This is a genomic window from Streptomyces sp. NPDC102279, assembly GCF_044766365.1.
In the GTDB taxonomy this organism is placed as follows: Bacteria; Actinomycetota; Actinomycetes; order Streptomycetales; family Streptomycetaceae; genus Streptomyces.
Genome location: NZ_JBIWLU010000007.1, coordinates 235,155 through 250,862, shown reverse-complemented (window position 1 = coordinate 250,862; position 15,708 = coordinate 235,155). Strand labels below are relative to the sequence as shown.

Annotated in this window: 13 protein-coding genes; 7 read left to right on the top strand and 6 right to left on the bottom strand. The window is 71.1% G+C overall.

Features of this window, described 5'->3' with window-relative positions:
- Positions 1-14: 14 nt before the first annotated feature.
- Complete coding sequence (locus ACIRQH_RS19550; protein ID WP_388868721.1) at positions 15-695, top strand: gamma-glutamyl-gamma-aminobutyrate hydrolase family protein; 681 nt, start codon at positions 15-17, stop codon at positions 693-695.
- Positions 696-752: 57 nt separating this feature from the next.
- On the opposite strand, the gene ACIRQH_RS19545 is transcribed toward ACIRQH_RS19550, so the two are convergent.
- The gene (locus ACIRQH_RS19545) at positions 753-1,676 is read right to left on the bottom strand and encodes a LysR family transcriptional regulator (RefSeq protein ID WP_404226644.1); all 924 of its coding nucleotides are present in this window, start codon (positions 1,674-1,676) and stop codon (positions 753-755) included.
- A gap of 70 nt (positions 1,677-1,746) precedes the next feature.
- On the opposite strand from ACIRQH_RS19545, the gene ACIRQH_RS19540 reads away from it, so the two are divergent.
- A complete protein-coding gene (locus tag ACIRQH_RS19540; protein ID WP_388868727.1) occupies positions 1,747-2,901 on the top strand; it encodes a TDT family transporter in 1,155 nt (384 codons plus the stop codon).
- A 64-nt stretch (positions 2,902-2,965) separates the two neighbouring features.
- Here ACIRQH_RS19540 and ACIRQH_RS19535 read toward each other — a convergent pair whose 3' ends face one another.
- Positions 2,966-3,769, bottom strand: coding sequence for a carbon-nitrogen family hydrolase (locus ACIRQH_RS19535; RefSeq protein WP_358817155.1), 804 nt, complete (start codon positions 3,767-3,769; stop codon positions 2,966-2,968).
- A 390-nt stretch (positions 3,770-4,159) separates the two neighbouring features.
- Between ACIRQH_RS19535 and ACIRQH_RS19530 the strand changes: the two genes are divergently transcribed.
- The 3 genes from ACIRQH_RS19530 (at position 4,160) to ACIRQH_RS19520 (ending at position 7,777) form a co-directional block, all read left to right on the top strand.
- Positions 4,160-5,029, top strand: coding sequence for an arpA protein (locus ACIRQH_RS19530; RefSeq protein ID WP_388868730.1), 870 nt, complete (start codon positions 4,160-4,162; stop codon positions 5,027-5,029).
- 82 nt (positions 5,030-5,111) lie between these two features.
- The gene (locus ACIRQH_RS19525) at positions 5,112-5,957 is read left to right on the top strand and encodes a class I SAM-dependent methyltransferase (protein WP_388868733.1); all 846 of its coding nucleotides are present in this window, start codon (positions 5,112-5,114) and stop codon (positions 5,955-5,957) included.
- Positions 5,954-7,777 (top strand): choline/carnitine O-acyltransferase, encoded by a 1,824-nt coding sequence (locus tag ACIRQH_RS19520; RefSeq protein ID WP_388868736.1) that lies wholly within the window; start codon positions 5,954-5,956, stop codon positions 7,775-7,777. The genes ACIRQH_RS19525 and ACIRQH_RS19520 overlap by 4 nt, the downstream gene beginning before the upstream one ends.
- A gap of 99 nt (positions 7,778-7,876) precedes the next feature.
- On the opposite strand, the gene ACIRQH_RS19515 is transcribed toward ACIRQH_RS19520, so the two are convergent.
- From ACIRQH_RS19515 to ACIRQH_RS19500, 4 genes are all read right to left on the bottom strand, one after another.
- Positions 7,877-8,653 (bottom strand): helical backbone metal receptor, encoded by a 777-nt coding sequence (locus ACIRQH_RS19515; RefSeq protein ID WP_358817151.1) that lies wholly within the window; start codon positions 8,651-8,653, stop codon positions 7,877-7,879.
- Positions 8,654-8,656: 3 nt separating this feature from the next.
- Positions 8,657-9,238 carry an XRE family transcriptional regulator gene (locus tag ACIRQH_RS19510; RefSeq protein ID WP_358817150.1) on the bottom strand — a complete coding sequence of 194 codons (582 nt, stop codon included), beginning with the start codon at positions 9,236-9,238 and terminating at the stop codon, positions 8,657-8,659.
- Between the two features lie 667 nt (positions 9,239-9,905).
- Positions 9,906-12,521: an ABC transporter permease/substrate binding protein gene (locus ACIRQH_RS19505; RefSeq protein ID WP_358817149.1), complete on the bottom strand. Its 2,616-nt coding sequence runs from the start codon at positions 12,519-12,521 to the stop codon at positions 9,906-9,908.
- On the bottom strand, positions 12,514-13,593 hold the full coding sequence (locus ACIRQH_RS19500; RefSeq protein WP_358817148.1) for a glycine betaine/L-proline ABC transporter ATP-binding protein: 1,080 nt from the start codon (positions 13,591-13,593) through the stop codon (positions 12,514-12,516). The genes ACIRQH_RS19505 and ACIRQH_RS19500 overlap by 8 nt, the downstream gene beginning before the upstream one ends.
- A gap of 171 nt (positions 13,594-13,764) precedes the next feature.
- On the opposite strand from ACIRQH_RS19500, the gene ACIRQH_RS19495 reads away from it, so the two are divergent.
- Complete coding sequence (locus tag ACIRQH_RS19495) at positions 13,765-14,703, top strand: 5'-3' exonuclease H3TH domain-containing protein (protein WP_404226795.1); 939 nt, start codon at positions 13,765-13,767, stop codon at positions 14,701-14,703.
- Positions 14,704-14,803: 100 nt separating this feature from the next.
- On the top strand, positions 14,804-15,640 hold the full coding sequence (locus tag ACIRQH_RS19490; RefSeq protein WP_404226643.1) for a siderophore-interacting protein: 837 nt from the start codon (positions 14,804-14,806) through the stop codon (positions 15,638-15,640).
- Positions 15,641-15,708: the final 68 nt, after the last annotated feature.

Here is a 15,708-nt window from a genome sequence, read left to right as displayed (position 1 = left end):
CGAGGGAGAACCGCGTGGGCAGGCCGCTGATCGGTGTGAGTACGTATCTGGAGACCGGGGCGCGCTGGGGCGTGTGGCACCTGGAGGCGGCGCTGCTTCCGGCCGCCTATCCGCGGCTCGTGCAGCGGGCGGGCGGACTCGCCGCGATGCTGCCGCCGGACGATCCCGCCCGGGCCGCCGAGACGGTCGCCCGGCTCGACGGGGTGGTCGTGGCGGGCGGCGCCGACATCGACCCCGCGCGTTACGGCGCCGAGCGCTCCCCGCGGACGGGCCCGCCCGCCCATGAGCGGGACGCCTGGGAACTCGCCCTGATCCGGGCGGCGTTGGAGTCCGGCACACCTCTTCTGGGCATCTGCCGGGGCCAGCAGCTCCTGAACGTGGCCCTCGGCGGCACGCTCGTCCAGCACCTCGACGGGCACGTGAAGGAACCCGGCGTCTTCGGGTTCCACGAGGTGACACCCGTGGCGGGGACGTTGTACGGCGGTCTCGTACCGGAGCCCTGCGGGGTCCCGACCCACCACCACCAGACGGTGGACCGCCTCGGGGAGGACCTGGTGGTCTCCGCCTACGCCGCGGACGGCACCGTGGAGGCGATCGAACTCCCCGGCCCCGCCTGGGCCCTGGGCGTCCAGTGGCACCCGGAGATGGATGACGACCTGCGGGTCGTACGGGGGCTCATCGCGGCCGCTTCCTGAACGGGCGCGTCCACCACCGATCTTCCTTGGGGCCCTCCGCCCTACCCGTCCCCGGGGCTACGCGCCCCGCGTCAGGGACAGCAGGTCGCGCGCCGGTCCCGTGGGCCGGTGGCCGGTGGGCCAGACGGCGCGGAGGTCACGCTCCAGTCGGACGTCCGCGAGCGGAATGCTCACCAGCCGCCGCCCGGACAGCTCCTCCCCGAGGGCGAGTTCACTGAGCACGGCCGGCCCCGCGCCACTCACGGCGGCCGCCTTCACCGCGGTGGTGGAGGACAGCTCGATCAGCGGACGCGCGAGCCCCCCGAGCGCGGCGTCGAGCACCTGGCGCGTCCCCGACCCCTCCTCGCGGAGGATGAGCGGCGTGTCCGCCAGCTCGGCGCCGGCGAGCGGCGCGCGGCGGCGCGCCCAGGGATGCCCGGGTGCCGTGACCACGATCAGCCGGTCGCGCGCGATGACGGTGGCGTCGAGCCCGGTCGGCACGGCGAGCCCCTCGACGAATCCGAGGTCCGCCTCCCCGGCGAGGAGCCGTTCGGCGACGGAGGCCGAGTTCCCCGCGCGCAACGAGACCGCCGTGTCGGGCCGCTGGGCGCGCAGGGCGATCAGCCAGCCGGGCAGCAGGTACTCGGCGATCGTCATGCTCGCGGCCACCCGCAGCCGGGAGTCACGCCGGTCCCGCAGCGCCTGCGCCCCCGCGTCGAACACCTCGGCCGCGTCGACCACCCGGCGCGCCCAGTCGGTGACGAGGGCTCCCTCGTGGGTGAGCCGGGAGCCGCGCGGCGAACGGTCCACGAGCGCCACTCCGAGCTGGCGTTCCATCGAGCGGATCCGGCTGCTGGCGGCCGGCTGTGTGATCCCCAGCTCGCGTGCGGCGCGCCCGAGGCTCCCGAGCCGCGCCACCGCGAGCAGCAGTTCCAGCGCGCCCAGATCGGGCACCCGGTGCGCGATCCCGCGTCCGGCCCGTTCCTCAGCACTGCTACTCATAAACTCAGCTTATGTCCTCATAGGTGCAAGCTCCCTGGTGGGGAGTCCGGGCACGCGCGACCGTGGGGTCATGGTCACCGCAGCCCAGCCCTTCTCCGCCGACCCGGCGAGCGCCGTCGTCCGTGCCACGCGGTCGCCCCGCGCGACACGGGACCGGGCCGTCGCCGCGGTCCGTCATCTCGGCCCCAACTGGTACGCGTCGGTGATGGGCACGGCGATCGTGGCGACGGCGGGCGCGGGACTGCCGGTCCAGGTGCCGGGGCTGCGCACGGCCTGCGCCGTGGTGTGGGCGCTGTCGCTCACGATGCTGGTGGCGCTGCTCGCCGCCCGCGCCGTGCACTGGAGGCACCACCCCGACCAGGCCCGCGCACATCTCCTCGACCCGGCGACGGCCCCGTTCTACGGGTGTCTCGCGATGGCGCTGCTCGCCGTCGGCGGCGGAACCCTGGTGGTCGGGGCGGACTGGATCGGAACAGGGGCGGCGGTCGCCGTGGACACCGTCCTGTTCACCGCCGGAACCGCGCTCGGGCTCGCCGCCGCGGTGGCCGTCCCGTACCTCATGGTCGTCCACCACCGGATCGAGCCCGGACAGGCGTCCCCGGTCTGGCTGCTGCCGCTCGTCGCTCCCATGGTGTCGGCCGCCCTGGGCCCGCTGCTGGTGCCGCATCTGCCGGCCGGGCAGCCCCGGGAGACGCTGCTCCTCGGCTGTGTCGCGTTGTTCGGGCTCAGCCTGCTGGCCGTGCTCGTGATGCTGCCGATGGTGTTCGCCCGGCTCGTCACCTCGGGTCCGCTGCCCCTCGCGATGACCCCGACGCTGTTCCTGGTGCTTGGCCCGCTGGGCCAGTCGACGACCGCGGCCGGCAAGTTCGCCGACGCGGCTCCGGGCGCGCTGTCCGCCCCGTACGACCGAGGCTTCGCCTTCTTCGCCGTCCTCTACGGCGTCCCCGTCATGGGGTTCGCCCTGCTGTGGCTCGCGCTGGCCGTCGCCCTGGTCGTCCGGGCCCGCCGCCGGGGCATGGGCTTCGCGATGACCTGGTGGGCGTTCACCTTCCCCCTGGGCACCTGCGCGACCGGCGCGGAGAGCCTCGCCCGGCACACCGGCCTGACCGCCTTCGACATCCTCGCCGTCACGCTCTACGCCCTGCTGGTGGTCACCTGGTCGACGGCCGCTGTCGGCACCGCCCGAGGCCTGATCAGCGGCCGGCTGCTCACTGCGCCTCGGTGAACGGGGCCTCCTGCGTCGCACCCCCGGTTTTCGGCGCCCCGCCGGATCGGCCGCGGTCGGCTCCTCATCCGCCTGCTCCGCCGCCCGCGTGGCTGGTCAGGACGCGATCACGCAGGACGGGAAGCTCGGAGCGGATCCGGGCGACCTCTGCCATGTCGGCGTCCACGGTCAGCACTTCCTCCGCCGTGCCGGCCTCGCCGAGGACGGTCCCCCAGGGGTCGGCGACGACGCTGTGTCCGCCCTGCCGCATGCCGCCGTGCTCACCGGTCGCACAGCAGGCCAGGAGGAAGACCTGATCCTCGAGGGCCCTGGTGCGGGTGAGGAGCCGCCAGTGGCCGAGACGGGCCGCGGGCCATGCGGCGGGCACCACGACGAGTTCCGCGCCCGCGTCGAGCAGGCCCCGGAACAACTCGGGGAAGCGCAGGTCGTAGCAGATGGCGAGGCCGATGACACCGACGTCGGTGGGCACGGTGACGATGTCCTCGCCGCCACCCATCAGGGTCGCCTCACCGGTGTCGAAGCCGTACCGGTGGATCTTGCGATAGTGACCGCGCAGGTCGCCGTTCCGGTCGAAGAGCAGGGCGGTGTTGTACAGCGTCCCGTCCTTGTCCCGCTCGACGACCGATCCGCCGTGGAGCCACACCCCGGCCTGCCGGGCCGCGGCGGACATGGCCTCGACGGTGGGGCCGTCCAGGCTCTCGGCCTCGTGCTCCCAGCGGTCGTACGACCACGCGCCGGCCGCCCAGAGCTCGGGCAGGACCACCAGGTCGTCGCCCGTCCGACCGCGGACCAGCGAAGCCGCCCGGTGACGGCGCTCGTCGGCGGATTCCGACGCGTCCACGGACAGCTGGATCAGTGAGGCACGCACGCTCGTCACCTCCGGGACCGCGTCACACGCGGTCCAAGGAAACCTGTCCCTACGAGCGTAAGGAGCCACCGGCGCATCTCGCGCGCCGGACGGACGGCCTCCCGCACTCACTCCGCCGCTCCCGCGACTCCCGTCCGACGGTCGGCCCGTGCCGAAACCCGCGAAGGCATGCTGGAGCACACAGTTGGGCAGTGTGACGTGTCACAGACAACACGGCGTCGCTGTGGGAACTTCAAGTCCCCTTCGAGCCAGTCGAGTTACCCAAACGTCGCGCGTGAGGTCCGGCCGACCGCACGGATCGCGTCGCTCGTCCGTGGGTGCGTGAGAGGCGGAACCGCGGGCCGGCGAGGGAACCGACGAGAGGGGCAGCCCGCATATGGAGAGGATCGAATGCGCTCTTTGGAAGCCCTGACGCTCGACCAGGTGGTCGACACCGCTCGCTATCCCCTGTCGGAACTCGCGAGCGCCCCGGGACAGGCCGTGCTTTCCCGTGCCCGGCGCGACCTGGCGACTCTCGGCTGCACCGTGCTGCCGGACTTCGTCCGCCCGTCGCTGCGCGATGTGCTGCGGCAGGAGTGCTCGGCCATCGCCCCCCGGGCGCACCACGACGTCGAGACGGTGAACGTCTACAACATCGCCGTGGACTCGGCGCTGCCCCAGGACCATCCGGGCCGCAGGACCTTCGAGCGGGGCAACGCGTTCGTCGCGCGGGACCGCATCCCCGCGGACTCCCTCATCAGCCGGCTGTACTCCGACATGACGTTCCGGCAGTTCATCGCCCGCTGCTTCGAACTGCCGGAGCTGCACGAGCTGGCGGACCCGCTCTCCGGGCTGGTGCTCAACGTCGTCGCGCCGGGCATGGAGCACCCCTGGCACTTCGACACCAACGAGTTCACCGTGAGCATGGTCACCCAACAGGCGCAGGACGGCGGCGTCTTCGAGTACTGCCCGAACATCCGGACCGCGCGGGACGAGCACTTCGACGACGTCCGGGACGTGGTGGACGGCCGGGGCGAGCGGTTGACCCGGCGCCTCCCCCTGCAACCGGGTGACCTGCAGTTGTTCAAGGGGCGCTACTCGCTGCACCGCGTGAGCCCGGTGCGCGGCGAGGTCGCGCGCCACTCCGCGATCTTCGCCTACAGCGAGCGTCCCGGCGTCATCGGGAGCGTGGAACGGACCCGGCAGCTCTTCGGCCGGGTACTGCACGAGCACCTGGCGGCGGAGGGCCGGGCGGTCCGCGGCGACCGGCTCCTGGACTAGGGCCTGTCGCCTGGATCATGCGGCGGGCCGAGCAGCCGCCGTAGGCCGTCCCCCTGCGCGATCCCACGGAGGAGTAAGCCCTGTGCGTTTCGACGTGACCGGAAAAGTCTCACTCGACCACATCTACGACCAGCCCGATCCGCGCACCTATTTCAGGTCGCTGCGCCCGCTCGACTACGGCGTTCCGCAGCAGGCCAAGCCCTACTTCGCCAAGATCATCACGGAGTACCGGGAGTCCCGGCACGTCGCGGTGCCGAAGGTGCTGGACATCGGCTGCTCGTACGGAATCAACGCCGCCCTGCTGAAGTACGACGCGACCATGGACGAGTTGTACGCGCGCTACGGCGACGAGGAGCGTGCGGGTGAGAGCCGCGAGGCTCTGCTGGCCCGCGACCGGGAGCTGGCCCGGTCACGCCGGCCCCCGCGCCCGATCCGCTTCGTCGGCCTCGACACCTCCGGCAGCGCGCTGTCCTACGCTCGTGAGGCCGGATTCCTCGACGACGTGGTGCACGCCGACCTGGAGGAGCACGAGCCCACACCGCGACAGCGCGCCCAGCTCGCGGGTACGGACCTGGTGATCTCGACGGGCTGCGTCGGCTACGTCACCGAGCGGACGCTCACGCGAGTCGTGCGGGCGCAGGGCATCCGCCGTCCCTGGATGGCGCATTTCGTGCTGCGGATGTTCCCGTTCGACTCCGTCGAGCACGCGTTGGCGGGTCTGGGCTACCGGACCGTCCGCGTCGACGAGGTGTTCAGACAGCGGCGGTTCGCCTCCCCGCAGGAGCAGGCGCTCGTGCTCGACGGCATGTCGGCCGCAGGAGTGGATCCACAGGGCCTGGAGGCGGAAGGCTGGCTGTACGCACAGCTCTACCTTTCCCGGCCGTACGACATCACCGGTACCAACGATGCGAATCGAGAACAGAGTTGAAGAGCAGTCAGGATGCTTCCAGCAACGCGACCTTCGCCCAGGAGGACGACCTTCCGCGCGTGCCGCTGCCTACGCTGGACGCGAGCTGCGAGCGGTTCCTCGCCTGGTGTACGCCGCTGCTGACCGCCGAAGAGCGGTCGGCGACCGAGGCGGAGGTTGCCGCCTTCCTCCGGCCCGGTGGCCCCGGCCGGGTGCTGCATGCCGCGCTGGAGGAATACGACGCCACGGAGGGCGTGCACAGCTGGCTCGACACCTTCTGGCCGTACCGATACCTGGGCCGCCGGGACCGGATCGCGCTCAACGCCAACTTCTTCTTCCTGTTCAAGGACTCCGACCAGGCGCAGGTGGAGCGGGCGTCCGGGCTCGTCGCCGGGGCCCTCAACTACAAGCGGCAGCTCGACCAGGGGCGGATTCCGCCGGTGGTGCAGCGCGGAGCACCTCAGTCGATGGTGCAGAACAAGTTCCTGTTCTCCACCACACGCATCCCCGGCGAGCGGCAGGACACCGTCCGCGCCCCCTACACCGAGCAGTGGCCGGGCCCGTCCGAGGCCCGGCACGTCGTGGTGTTCTTCCGGGGCGGCATGTTCCGGCTGGACGTGCTGGGTCCCGACGGCGTCCCGCACAGCCTGGATGATCTCGAGGCGGGACTGCGCGCCGTGATGAAGGCCGACCCGGCCGGCGCGGACACCTCGGCGGGCCACCTCACCACCATGGCTCGCGCGGAGTGGGCGGCCGCCCGGGAGCGCCTCCTCGCCTGCCACCCCCGCAACGCCGAGGCCCTCGACGATGTCGAGACCGCGCTGTTCTGCGTCGCTCTGGAGGACTTCGCCCCCGCGGACGTCCAGGACGCCTGTGACCAGTTGCTGTACGGCGACCGCGGCAACCGCTGGTTCGACAAGGCCGTGTCGTTCGTCGTCTTCGCCGACGGACGCGCGGGCATCAACGTCGAGCACTGCGAGTTGGACGGCACCACGATCCTCACCTTCACCGACGCCCTGCTCGACACCCCTGCCGAGGAGCAGTCCCGGCAGTCCGGAGCCCGTTCCCAGGGTCTGCCGGCGCTGGAACCGATCGTGTTCGAACTGGACGAAGCGCTGCGGGACCAGGCGCGCTCCGCCGCCGACGCGTTCGCGGCGTACGGGGCGAACACCGCGACCAGCACGGTGTCGTTCCCGGACTTCGGCAGCAGTGCGGCCAAGGCGCTGGGCGTCTCGCCGGACGCGTTCGTCCAGGCCGCCTACCAACTCGCCCACCAGCGCGCCAAGGGGCGTCTGGGCGCCACGTACGAGTCGATCGCCACCCGGCAGTACCGGCACGGGCGGACCGAGGCGATGCGCGTCGTCACCACCGAGATGGTGGCCTTCGTGGCGGCGATGGAGGACCCGGCAGCGGACGCGGACGCCCGGCGCGCCGCGTTCCGGGCCGCCACGGAGGCCCATGTGGCGCGCGCGAAGGCCTGCCAGGCCGGGCAGGTGCCGGAGCAGCACCTGTGGGAGCTGGAGCTGATCCAGCGACGGCGGGGGGCCGAGCTCGGGGTGACCGAGCAGCCCGCGCTGTACCGGACGCCGGGCTGGTCGACCATGCGGGACGACTACCTGAGCACGAGTTCCGCGCCGTCCGTCAATATCCAGTACTTCGGCTTCGGATCGACCAGCACCCAGTGCATCGGTATCGCCTACGTGCTGCTTCCCGACCGGTTCAACCTCTACCTGAGCACGCCGTCGGCGGTCGCCGCGCAGATGCGGACGTTCGCCGACCGGCTCCGGGAAGCGACGGACGAACTCCGGGAGCTGCTGGCGCCCGAGCGGCCCGAGGACTGAACGGACCCGCCGCCGGACCGGAACTCCCTGTGGGGGACCACGGTCCGGCGGCCGGGAGGACCTCAGGGGCCGAGCGTGAGCCGAGCCCGGCCGCGCGGGTCAGCGGCCGGCTGCTCGCAGCGCCCCGCCGAGCCTCTCCGGTGCCTCGGCCATCGAGGGCCCGTACCAGGTCAGGAGGCGGCCGTCGATCAGGGCGCACGGGGTGCCCGGGAACGACTCGGGTCCGTCGTCGGGGGTGAAGCGGTACGGCTCGTCGGGCAGGACGACCAGGTCGGGGGCCGCGGCGGTCAGTTCGTCGAGCGGGACGCGCGGGTAACGGTCCTCGTGCGCCGCGTACAGGTTGTCGACGCCGAGTCTCGCGAGCACGTCACCGGCGAACGTGTCCCGGCCGAGAACCATCCAGGGCCGCCGCCACACCGGCACGACCGCGCTGCGGCGAGGCACGGGCGCGGGCGGCTCGGCCCACGCGGCCTCGGCCGCGTCCAGCCACCGGGGACGACCGCGCGCACCGCAGGCCCGGAGCACCCGGTCGAGTTCGCGCAGGGCACCCGGCACGTCCCGCACCTCGGTCACGAGCACCTCGATGCCGGCCCGGCGCAGGGCTGCCAGGTCGGGCTCCCGGTTCTCCTCCTCGTTGGCGACGACGAGGTCGGGCGCGAGCCGTACGACGGCGTCGACGTCGGGGTTCTTGGTGCCGCCGATCCGTTCGACGTCGAGGCCCGCGGGGTGGGTGCACCAGTCGGTGGCGGCGACGAGGACGCCCGGCAGGGACACCGCAACGGCCTCGGTGAGCGAGGGCACGAGCGACACAACGCGCGGGTCCCTCGGCCGCCTCTCCCCCGTCGTCGGGGCGTCGACAGTCGTCCCCCGAGCCATCGGTCAGCGCCTGCCGAAGCGGTGCCGGTCCTCCACCGCGTCGATGTGGTCGGCGACCTCCACGACGATCACTCGGGTGTCCGGCACGGTGGCGCGCCAGCGGTGCCGGACCCCGCCCGTCAGGTAGAGCGTGTCGCCGCGTCCGAGGCGATGGGCGCGGCCCTCCGCCTCGACCTCGACGGCGCCGTCGCACACGTACATCAACTTGTCGTTGCGGTGCTGGAGTTCGCGTCCCTCGTCGTGGTCGCCGGTGAACTCGGTGGCGTGCAGCTGGTGGTGACCGCGCACCAGGGGGCGCACCTGGGCCTCGGGAGTGAACTCGGCGCTCACGTCGGCGCGCACGACGTCGACGCTGCACGCCGGGTCGGCGGCGGCGAGCAGTTCGGCGGCGGTGGTGTCGAGGGCTCCGGCGACTCTCTCCAGGGAGCTTCTGCTGGGCCGCGCCCGCTCGTTCTCCACCTGGCTGAGAAAGGGAACCGACAGGCCACTGCGTTCGGCCACGACGGCGAGGGTGAGTCGCAGCGCCCGGCGCCTTCGCCGCACGGCCGCGCCCACGCGAAGCGGTTGATCTTTGTGGTCGCCCATCGCTCCGGCTCCCTCCCTCGTCTCGTCGGTCCGCGAACCGTCCGGTTTCCGGCCCGCTCCTTCTGATGAGTTGTTTGCACCCTACGCATGTTCGGCAAACCGTTTCATGCACCCGTCACATCGCTGTCACATCGAGGGAGTGTGAGGGTTACAGTTCGCGCCAGAACGAGCGCCCGCCCGCCCCTCGGGGCGCGGTACGTGAGCGGAGGGCGAAGGGGCCGAACACCGGCCGGGGGCGCCCGCGAAGACGACCCACGGGCGTTGCCTGCACCCGAACTCCTGCCGTGCGCGGGGAAGTTGTCGGTGTACACCGCGAGGGGAACGGCGAGCCCACGGGCACCTTCCCGCGCCGGCCCGATGCGCGGCGGTCCGTCGGAGTCGGCGGCGAACACGTCGGGTCCGTCGGACGGTCACCGGCGTCCGTGGGCCGGGAGTTCGCCGGACATCACGGGGCCGTCCGCCGCCGCGCGGTTGTCCGGATCCCTCCCGTACGTCAGTACGGCGTCGCGGGCCCGATCGTCCGCACGTGCGGACTCGCGGCGGCCCGGTCGGGCGGCGGGACCACGACGAGGGGTGGCCCCCGCCCCACGGGTCAAAGGACCCGTACGACGAGGACCACCCCTCGGAGTGAACCGTCCACCACCCGTGGGGGTGAACCGCTCGGCGGCTACTGCGGAGTCATCCGCTGCACCATGTCCGGGTGCTCCTTGAGCCACGCGGACACGGCGTCCTCCTCGTGCCCCTGCCCACTCTGCTTGATCTGGCTCTCCAGGCTGCCGAGTTCGGCCTCGCTCATTTTGAAGTTCTTGATCCACTCGGTGAGCTTCGGGTACTGGCCCGGGAACTTCTTGCTGGAGATGGTGCGGATCGTGTTGCCCTCGCCGAACAGCTTCTTGTCGTCGGCGAGTTTGGTGAGCTTGTACTCGCTGTAGGCCCAGTGCGGCGACCACAGCACGACCGCGACCGGCTCCTTCTTGGCGTACGCGCGCTTCAGCTCGGCGAGCATCGCGGGAGTCGAGCCGTCGACGACCTTGTACTCCTTGTCGAGCCCGTAGCCCGGAAGGACCTTCTTCTTCAGGAGGTTCATCTCACCGGTGCCCGGCTCGATACCGATGATCTTCCCGCCGAAGGTCTTCGACTTGCCCTTGAGGTCAGCGAGGGACTTGACGTCCTTCACGTACGAGGGGACCGCGACCTCCAGGGAGGTCGGCTTGTACCAGGTACCGAGGTCGTTCAGGTCCTTCTTGTGCTGATCCCAGTAGTTGGACTGGGCATACGGCAGCCAGGCGTCGAAGTTGAGGTCGAGGTCGCCGGAGGCCAGGCCGGTGTAGACCGGGCCGACGTCCATCTGCTTGAGGTTGAGCGTGTAGCCGCGACGGGCCAGGACGTTCTTCCAGAGGTAGGTGACGGCGACGTCCTCGTCCCAGGGGAACCAGGCGACGTCCAGCGAGCGCCCGGCCTCGGCCGGGGCCGCGGCGGAAGCGCTCTTGACCGGGGCGAGCTTGTCGACGACACCGGGGTTCTTCTTCAGCCAGGCGTGCACGGCGTCCTGCTGCTTGCCCTTGCCGACCTTGTTGATCTCGGCCTCGAGGTCGGTCAGCTGCTTCTCGGTCATCCTGAAGTTCTTCAGCCACTTGCCGACGACCGGGTTGTCCTGCGCGAAGCCCTTGCGGGACAGCGTGTGCACGCCGTCGCCCTTGCCCCAGGCGCCCTTCGGGTCCTTGAGCTTCTTCAGCTTGTAGTCGCTGTAGGCCCAGTGCGGCGACCAGAGCGTGGCGACGATCGGCTTCTTCGCCGCGTACGCGCGCTTCAGCTCGGCCAGCATCGCCGGCGTGGAGCTGTCGACGACCTTGTACTCCTTGTCGAGCCCGTACGCCTTGAGCACCTTGCTCTTGAGCAGGCCCATCATTCCGGCGCTGGACTCGATGCCGGTGATCTTGCCGCCGAAGGTGCCGGCCTTGCCCTTGAGGTCATCCAGGGAGTCGATGCCCTTCATGTAGGCGGGCACCGACAGCTCCAGGGACGTCGGGCCGTACCAGGAGCCCAGGTCGTCGAGCTGCTTGCCGTACTTCTTCCAGTACTGCGCGTGCGTGGTCGGCAGCCAGGAGTCGGTCTCGAAGTCGACGTCGCCCTGGGCGAGCGAGGTGTAGAGCGGGCCGGCGTCGAACTGCTTGACCTCGACCTGGTAGCCGCGCTCCTCCAGGATCTCCTTCCAGAGGAAGGTGGAGGCGACGCCCTCGTCCCAGGGGATGTAGCCGATGGTGACCTTCTTGCCCTGGCCGACGTTCTCGCCGTCGGCCGCGGTGGAGGTCGAACCGGCACCGCCGAAGACACCCATGCCGCCCGCGACCAGGGCGAGGACGACGACACCCGCCATGGCCACGACGGGACGCGGGCGGTACGACCAGATCTTCAGACCCTGTGCGGCGCGCAGCTTGGCGGCGGCGCGGCGGCCGAGCGGGGAGACCTGGGTGCCCAGCGCGCTGGTCATGCGGTCGAGGTAGATGGCGAGGATCACGATGGCGACGCCGGCCTCGGAACCGAGACCGACGTTCAGCTGGCCGATGGCCTCGTTGACGTCGCCGCCGAGACCGCCGGTGCCGACCATGCCCGCGATGGCGGCCATGGACAGGCCCAGCATGATGACCTGGTTGACGCCCGCCATGACGGTGGGCAGCGCCAGCGGAAGCTGGATGCGCAGCAGGGTGTTGCGCGGGGTGGTGCCGAACGCGTCGGCGGCCTCGACCAGTTCCTTGTCGACCTGCCGGATGCCCAGCTCGGTCATGCGGACACCGGGGGCCAGCGCGAAGATCAGGGTGGCGACGATGCCGGCGGGGGCGCCGGTGCCGAAGAACAGGATCGCCGGGATGAGGTAGATCATCGCGGGCAGCGTCTGCATGAAGTCGAGGACCGGCCGGACGATGCCGCTGACCCGGTCGGAGCGGGCCGCCCAGATGCCGACGGGCACCGAGACGACGAGCGCGATGAGCGTCGCGACGAGGACCAGCGAGAGGGTCACCATCGCGTCCTCCCACAGTTCGAGGGAGTCGATGAAGGCGAAGCCCACGAAGGTGAGGACACCGGCCGAGGTGCCGCGCAGCCAGAAGGCGATGACGGCGAAGATGCCGGCGAGGAGGAGGGGCTGGGGCGCCTGGAGGACGGCGTCGATCCCGTCGTAGGTGCCCGAGAAGACGGTCTTGAGGAAGTCGAAGAGCCACGCCATGTGGTTGAGCAGCCAGTCGACCGCGTCGTTGACCCAGTCGCCGAAGGGGATCCTAGGCACCGGCCTTCACCTCCTCGTTCCGCGGGCTGGGACACGGCTCGGGCGTGCCCTGCTCGTCACCGAGGAAGCCGACGAGGCGCTGCCGGGGGACGACCCCGACGAGGGTGTGCTTCTTGTCGACGACCGCGACCGGGTGGGTGAGACGGGCGCTGATGGCGCACAGGTCCACGAAGGAGGTGTCCGGCGTGGCGGTCTCGCACGAGCAGTCGGCCTCGTCGCCCCTTGTCGCGGTGTCCATGACGGCGCCCGCGGTCAGGACACGCGAGCGGTCGACGTCCTGGGTGAAGGAGGCGACGTAGTCGTCGGCGGGCCGGACGAGGATGTCCTCGGCGCTGCCTATCTGGACGATGCGGCCGTCGCGCATGACGGCGATCCGGTCGCCGAGGCGCATGGCCTCGTTGAGGTCGTGGGTGATGAAGACGATGGTCTTCTTCAGCTTCTTCTGGAGTTCGATCAGCTGGTCCTGCATGTCGCGGCGGATCAGCGGGTCGAGGGCGCTGAACGACTCGTCCATGAGCAGCAGGTCGGCGTCCGTGGCGAGCGCGCGCGCGAGACCCACGCGCTGCTGCATACCGCCGGACAGCTCGTCGGGCCAGGACTTCTCCCAGCCGGCGAGGCCGGCCAGTTCGAGGGCCTTGGTCGCCCGCTCCTTGCGCTCGGCCGCCGGGACGCCCTGGACCTCCAGGCCGTAGGCGGCGTTCTCCAGCACGCTGCGGTGCGGGAACAGCGCGAAGTGCTGGAAGACCATGCTGATCTTGCGGGAGCGGACCTCGCGCAGGTCGCGGGCGCTCAGGCCGGTCAGGTCCTGTCCGTCGAAGCGCACATGTCCGGCGGTGGGCTCCAGCAGTCCGTTGAGCATGCGCAGCAGCGTGGACTTGCCGGACCCGGACAGGCCCATGACGACGAAGATCTGGCCCGGCTCGACGGTGAAGGACGCGTCGATCACGGCGGCGGTGGTGCCGTCGGCGCGCAGTTCCTCACGGTCGACTCCGTCACGGAGCCGCTCCACGGCCGCTTCTGGTCGTCTTCCGAACACCTTGTACAGATGGTCGGCCTCAAGCCTGGATGACACGTGGTGCCTCTCGGTCGGACAGGGGAACGGGCTGAACGAACACCTACGACGTTCCCGACAACTGGTGACGGTTGAATGCACAACCGAGTTCGCTCAGAGGCGGCGCCTGCCCACGCTTACACAAAGCAAACACGAGAGTGGTCCAGGTCACTGTCAGTGGCGTACGGCATGATGCGGTTCGTGACCCAGCAGACTCGACGACTCATGCTCCTCGACAGCGCCTCGCTGTACTTCCGCGCCTATTTCGGCGTGCCGGAATCCGTGCGGGCCCCGGACGGCACGCCGGTGAACGCGGTGCGGGGGCTGCTGGAGTTCATCGACCGCCTGGTCAAGGACCACCATCCCGACGACCTGGTGGCCTGCATGGACGCGGACTGGCGCCCGCAGTGGCGGGTGGACCTGATCCCGTCGTACAAGGCGCACCGGGTGGCGGTCGAGACCGAGACGGGCCCCGACGAGGAGGAGGTGCCGGACACCCTCTCGCCGCAGGTGCCCGTCATCGAGGACGTTCTGGACGCGCTGGGCATCGCCCGCGTGGGCGTCGCGGGGTACGAGGCGGACGACGTGATCGGCACGTTCACCGGCCGCGCCACCGGCCCGGTCGACATCGTCACCGGCGACCGCGACCTCTACCAGCTCGTCGACGACGAGCGGGGGGTGCGCGTCCTGTATCCCCTCAAGGGCGTCGGCACCCTCCAGCTGACGGACGAGGCCTGGCTGCGCGAGAAGTACGGCGTGGACGGCCCGGGGTACGCGGACCTCGCGCTGCTGCGCGGAGACCCGAGCGACGGACTGCCGGGCGTGCCGGGCATCGGGGAGAAGACGGCGGCCAAACTGCTCGCCGAGTTCGGGGACCTGGCCGGGATCATGGCCGCGGTCGACGACCCGAAGGCGAAGCTGACCCCTTCGCAGCGCAAACGCCTCGCCGAGTCGCGGCCCTACGTCGCCGTGGCCCCCACCGTGGTCAAGGTCGCCGGTGACGTGCCCCTGCCCGAGGTGGACACGGCGCTGCCGCGCGCCCCGCGCGACCCCGCCGCGCTGGACGAACTGGCGGCACGCTGGGGCCTTGGTGGATCGTTGCACCGACTCCTCGCCACACTGGAGACATAGCAGAACCCTTCCGGCATAACTGGTGGCGCGCACGCATAGGTGTCACCCAGGAAGGAGTGCTAACTTAGGTAAGCCTAACTATGTTGACCAGGAGGCAGTCATGGCAGAGCGTCCGGAACGCAAGCCCAGGAAGCCGCACTCCGCGACGGTCGTCCGCACCGAGCGACTGACCCCGCACATGCAGCGGGTCGTGCTGGGCGGCGAGGGCCTCGCCGACTTCGCCACGGGCACCAGCACGGACCATTACGTGAAGCTGCTGTTCGGCGCCGAGGGCGTGACCTACCCGGAGCCCTTCGACATGCAGCGCATCCGCGAGGAGTTCCCGCGCGAGCAGTGGCCCGTGACCCGCACGTACACCGTGCGCGCCTGGGATCCCGAAGTGCGCGAGCTGTCCCTGGACTTCGTGGTGCACGGCGACGAAGGACTCGCCGGACCCTGGGCGTTGAAGGTCCGGCCGGGCGAAGTCGTCCGTTTCATGGGCCCCGGCGGCGCCTACGCCCCCGACACCGAAGCCGACTGGCATCTGCTCGCCGGCGACGAGAGCGCGCTGCCGGCCATCGCCGCCGCCCTGGAGTCGCTGCCCGACGGATCCGTCGTCCGTGCCTTCGTGGAGGTCTCGGGCCCCGAGGAGGAGCAGAAGATCGACTCCGACGCGGACGTCGTCTGGCTGCACCGCGGGGACCGGCCGGTCGGCCGGGCTCTGGTGGAGGCCGTGCGCGGCCTGGAGTTCCCGGCGGGCCGGGTGCACGCCTTCGTCCACGGCGAGGCGGCCTTCGTCAAGGAACTGCGCAAGCTGCTGCGCGTCGAACGTGAGATCCCGCGCGACGGCCTGTCCATCTCCGGCTACTGGCGCCTCGGCCACAACGAGGACGGCTGGCAGGCGTCGAAGCGGGAGTGGAACGCCCAGGTGGAGGCGGAGCAGGAGGCGTCCGCCTGACACCCACGACCCGGCAGCACCAGGAGGCGGCGACCGCGACGCGGGCCGCCTCCTGACGTACGCACGCG

Excerpts from the sequence above, each read along its gene's own strand:
- ACIRQH_RS19545 (WP_404226644.1), bottom strand. The coding sequence starts at position 1,676 with ATGAGTAGCAGTGCTGAGGAACGGGCCGGACGCGGGATCGCGCACCGG.
- ACIRQH_RS19540 (WP_388868727.1), top strand. The coding sequence starts at position 1,747 with ATGGTCACCGCAGCCCAGCCCTTCTCCGCCGACCCGGCGAGCGCCGTC.
- ACIRQH_RS19530 (WP_388868730.1), top strand. The coding sequence starts at position 4,160 with ATGCGCTCTTTGGAAGCCCTGACGCTCGACCAGGTGGTCGACACCGCT.
- ACIRQH_RS19515 (WP_358817151.1), bottom strand. The coding sequence starts at position 8,653 with ATGGCTCGGGGGACGACTGTCGACGCCCCGACGACGGGGGAGAGGCGG.
- ACIRQH_RS19510 (WP_358817150.1), bottom strand. The coding sequence starts at position 9,238 with ATGGGCGACCACAAAGATCAACCGCTTCGCGTGGGCGCGGCCGTGCGG.
- ACIRQH_RS19495 (WP_404226795.1), top strand. The coding sequence starts at position 13,765 with ATGCGGTTCGTGACCCAGCAGACTCGACGACTCATGCTCCTCGACAGC.
- ACIRQH_RS19490 (WP_404226643.1), top strand. The coding sequence starts at position 14,804 with ATGGCAGAGCGTCCGGAACGCAAGCCCAGGAAGCCGCACTCCGCGACG.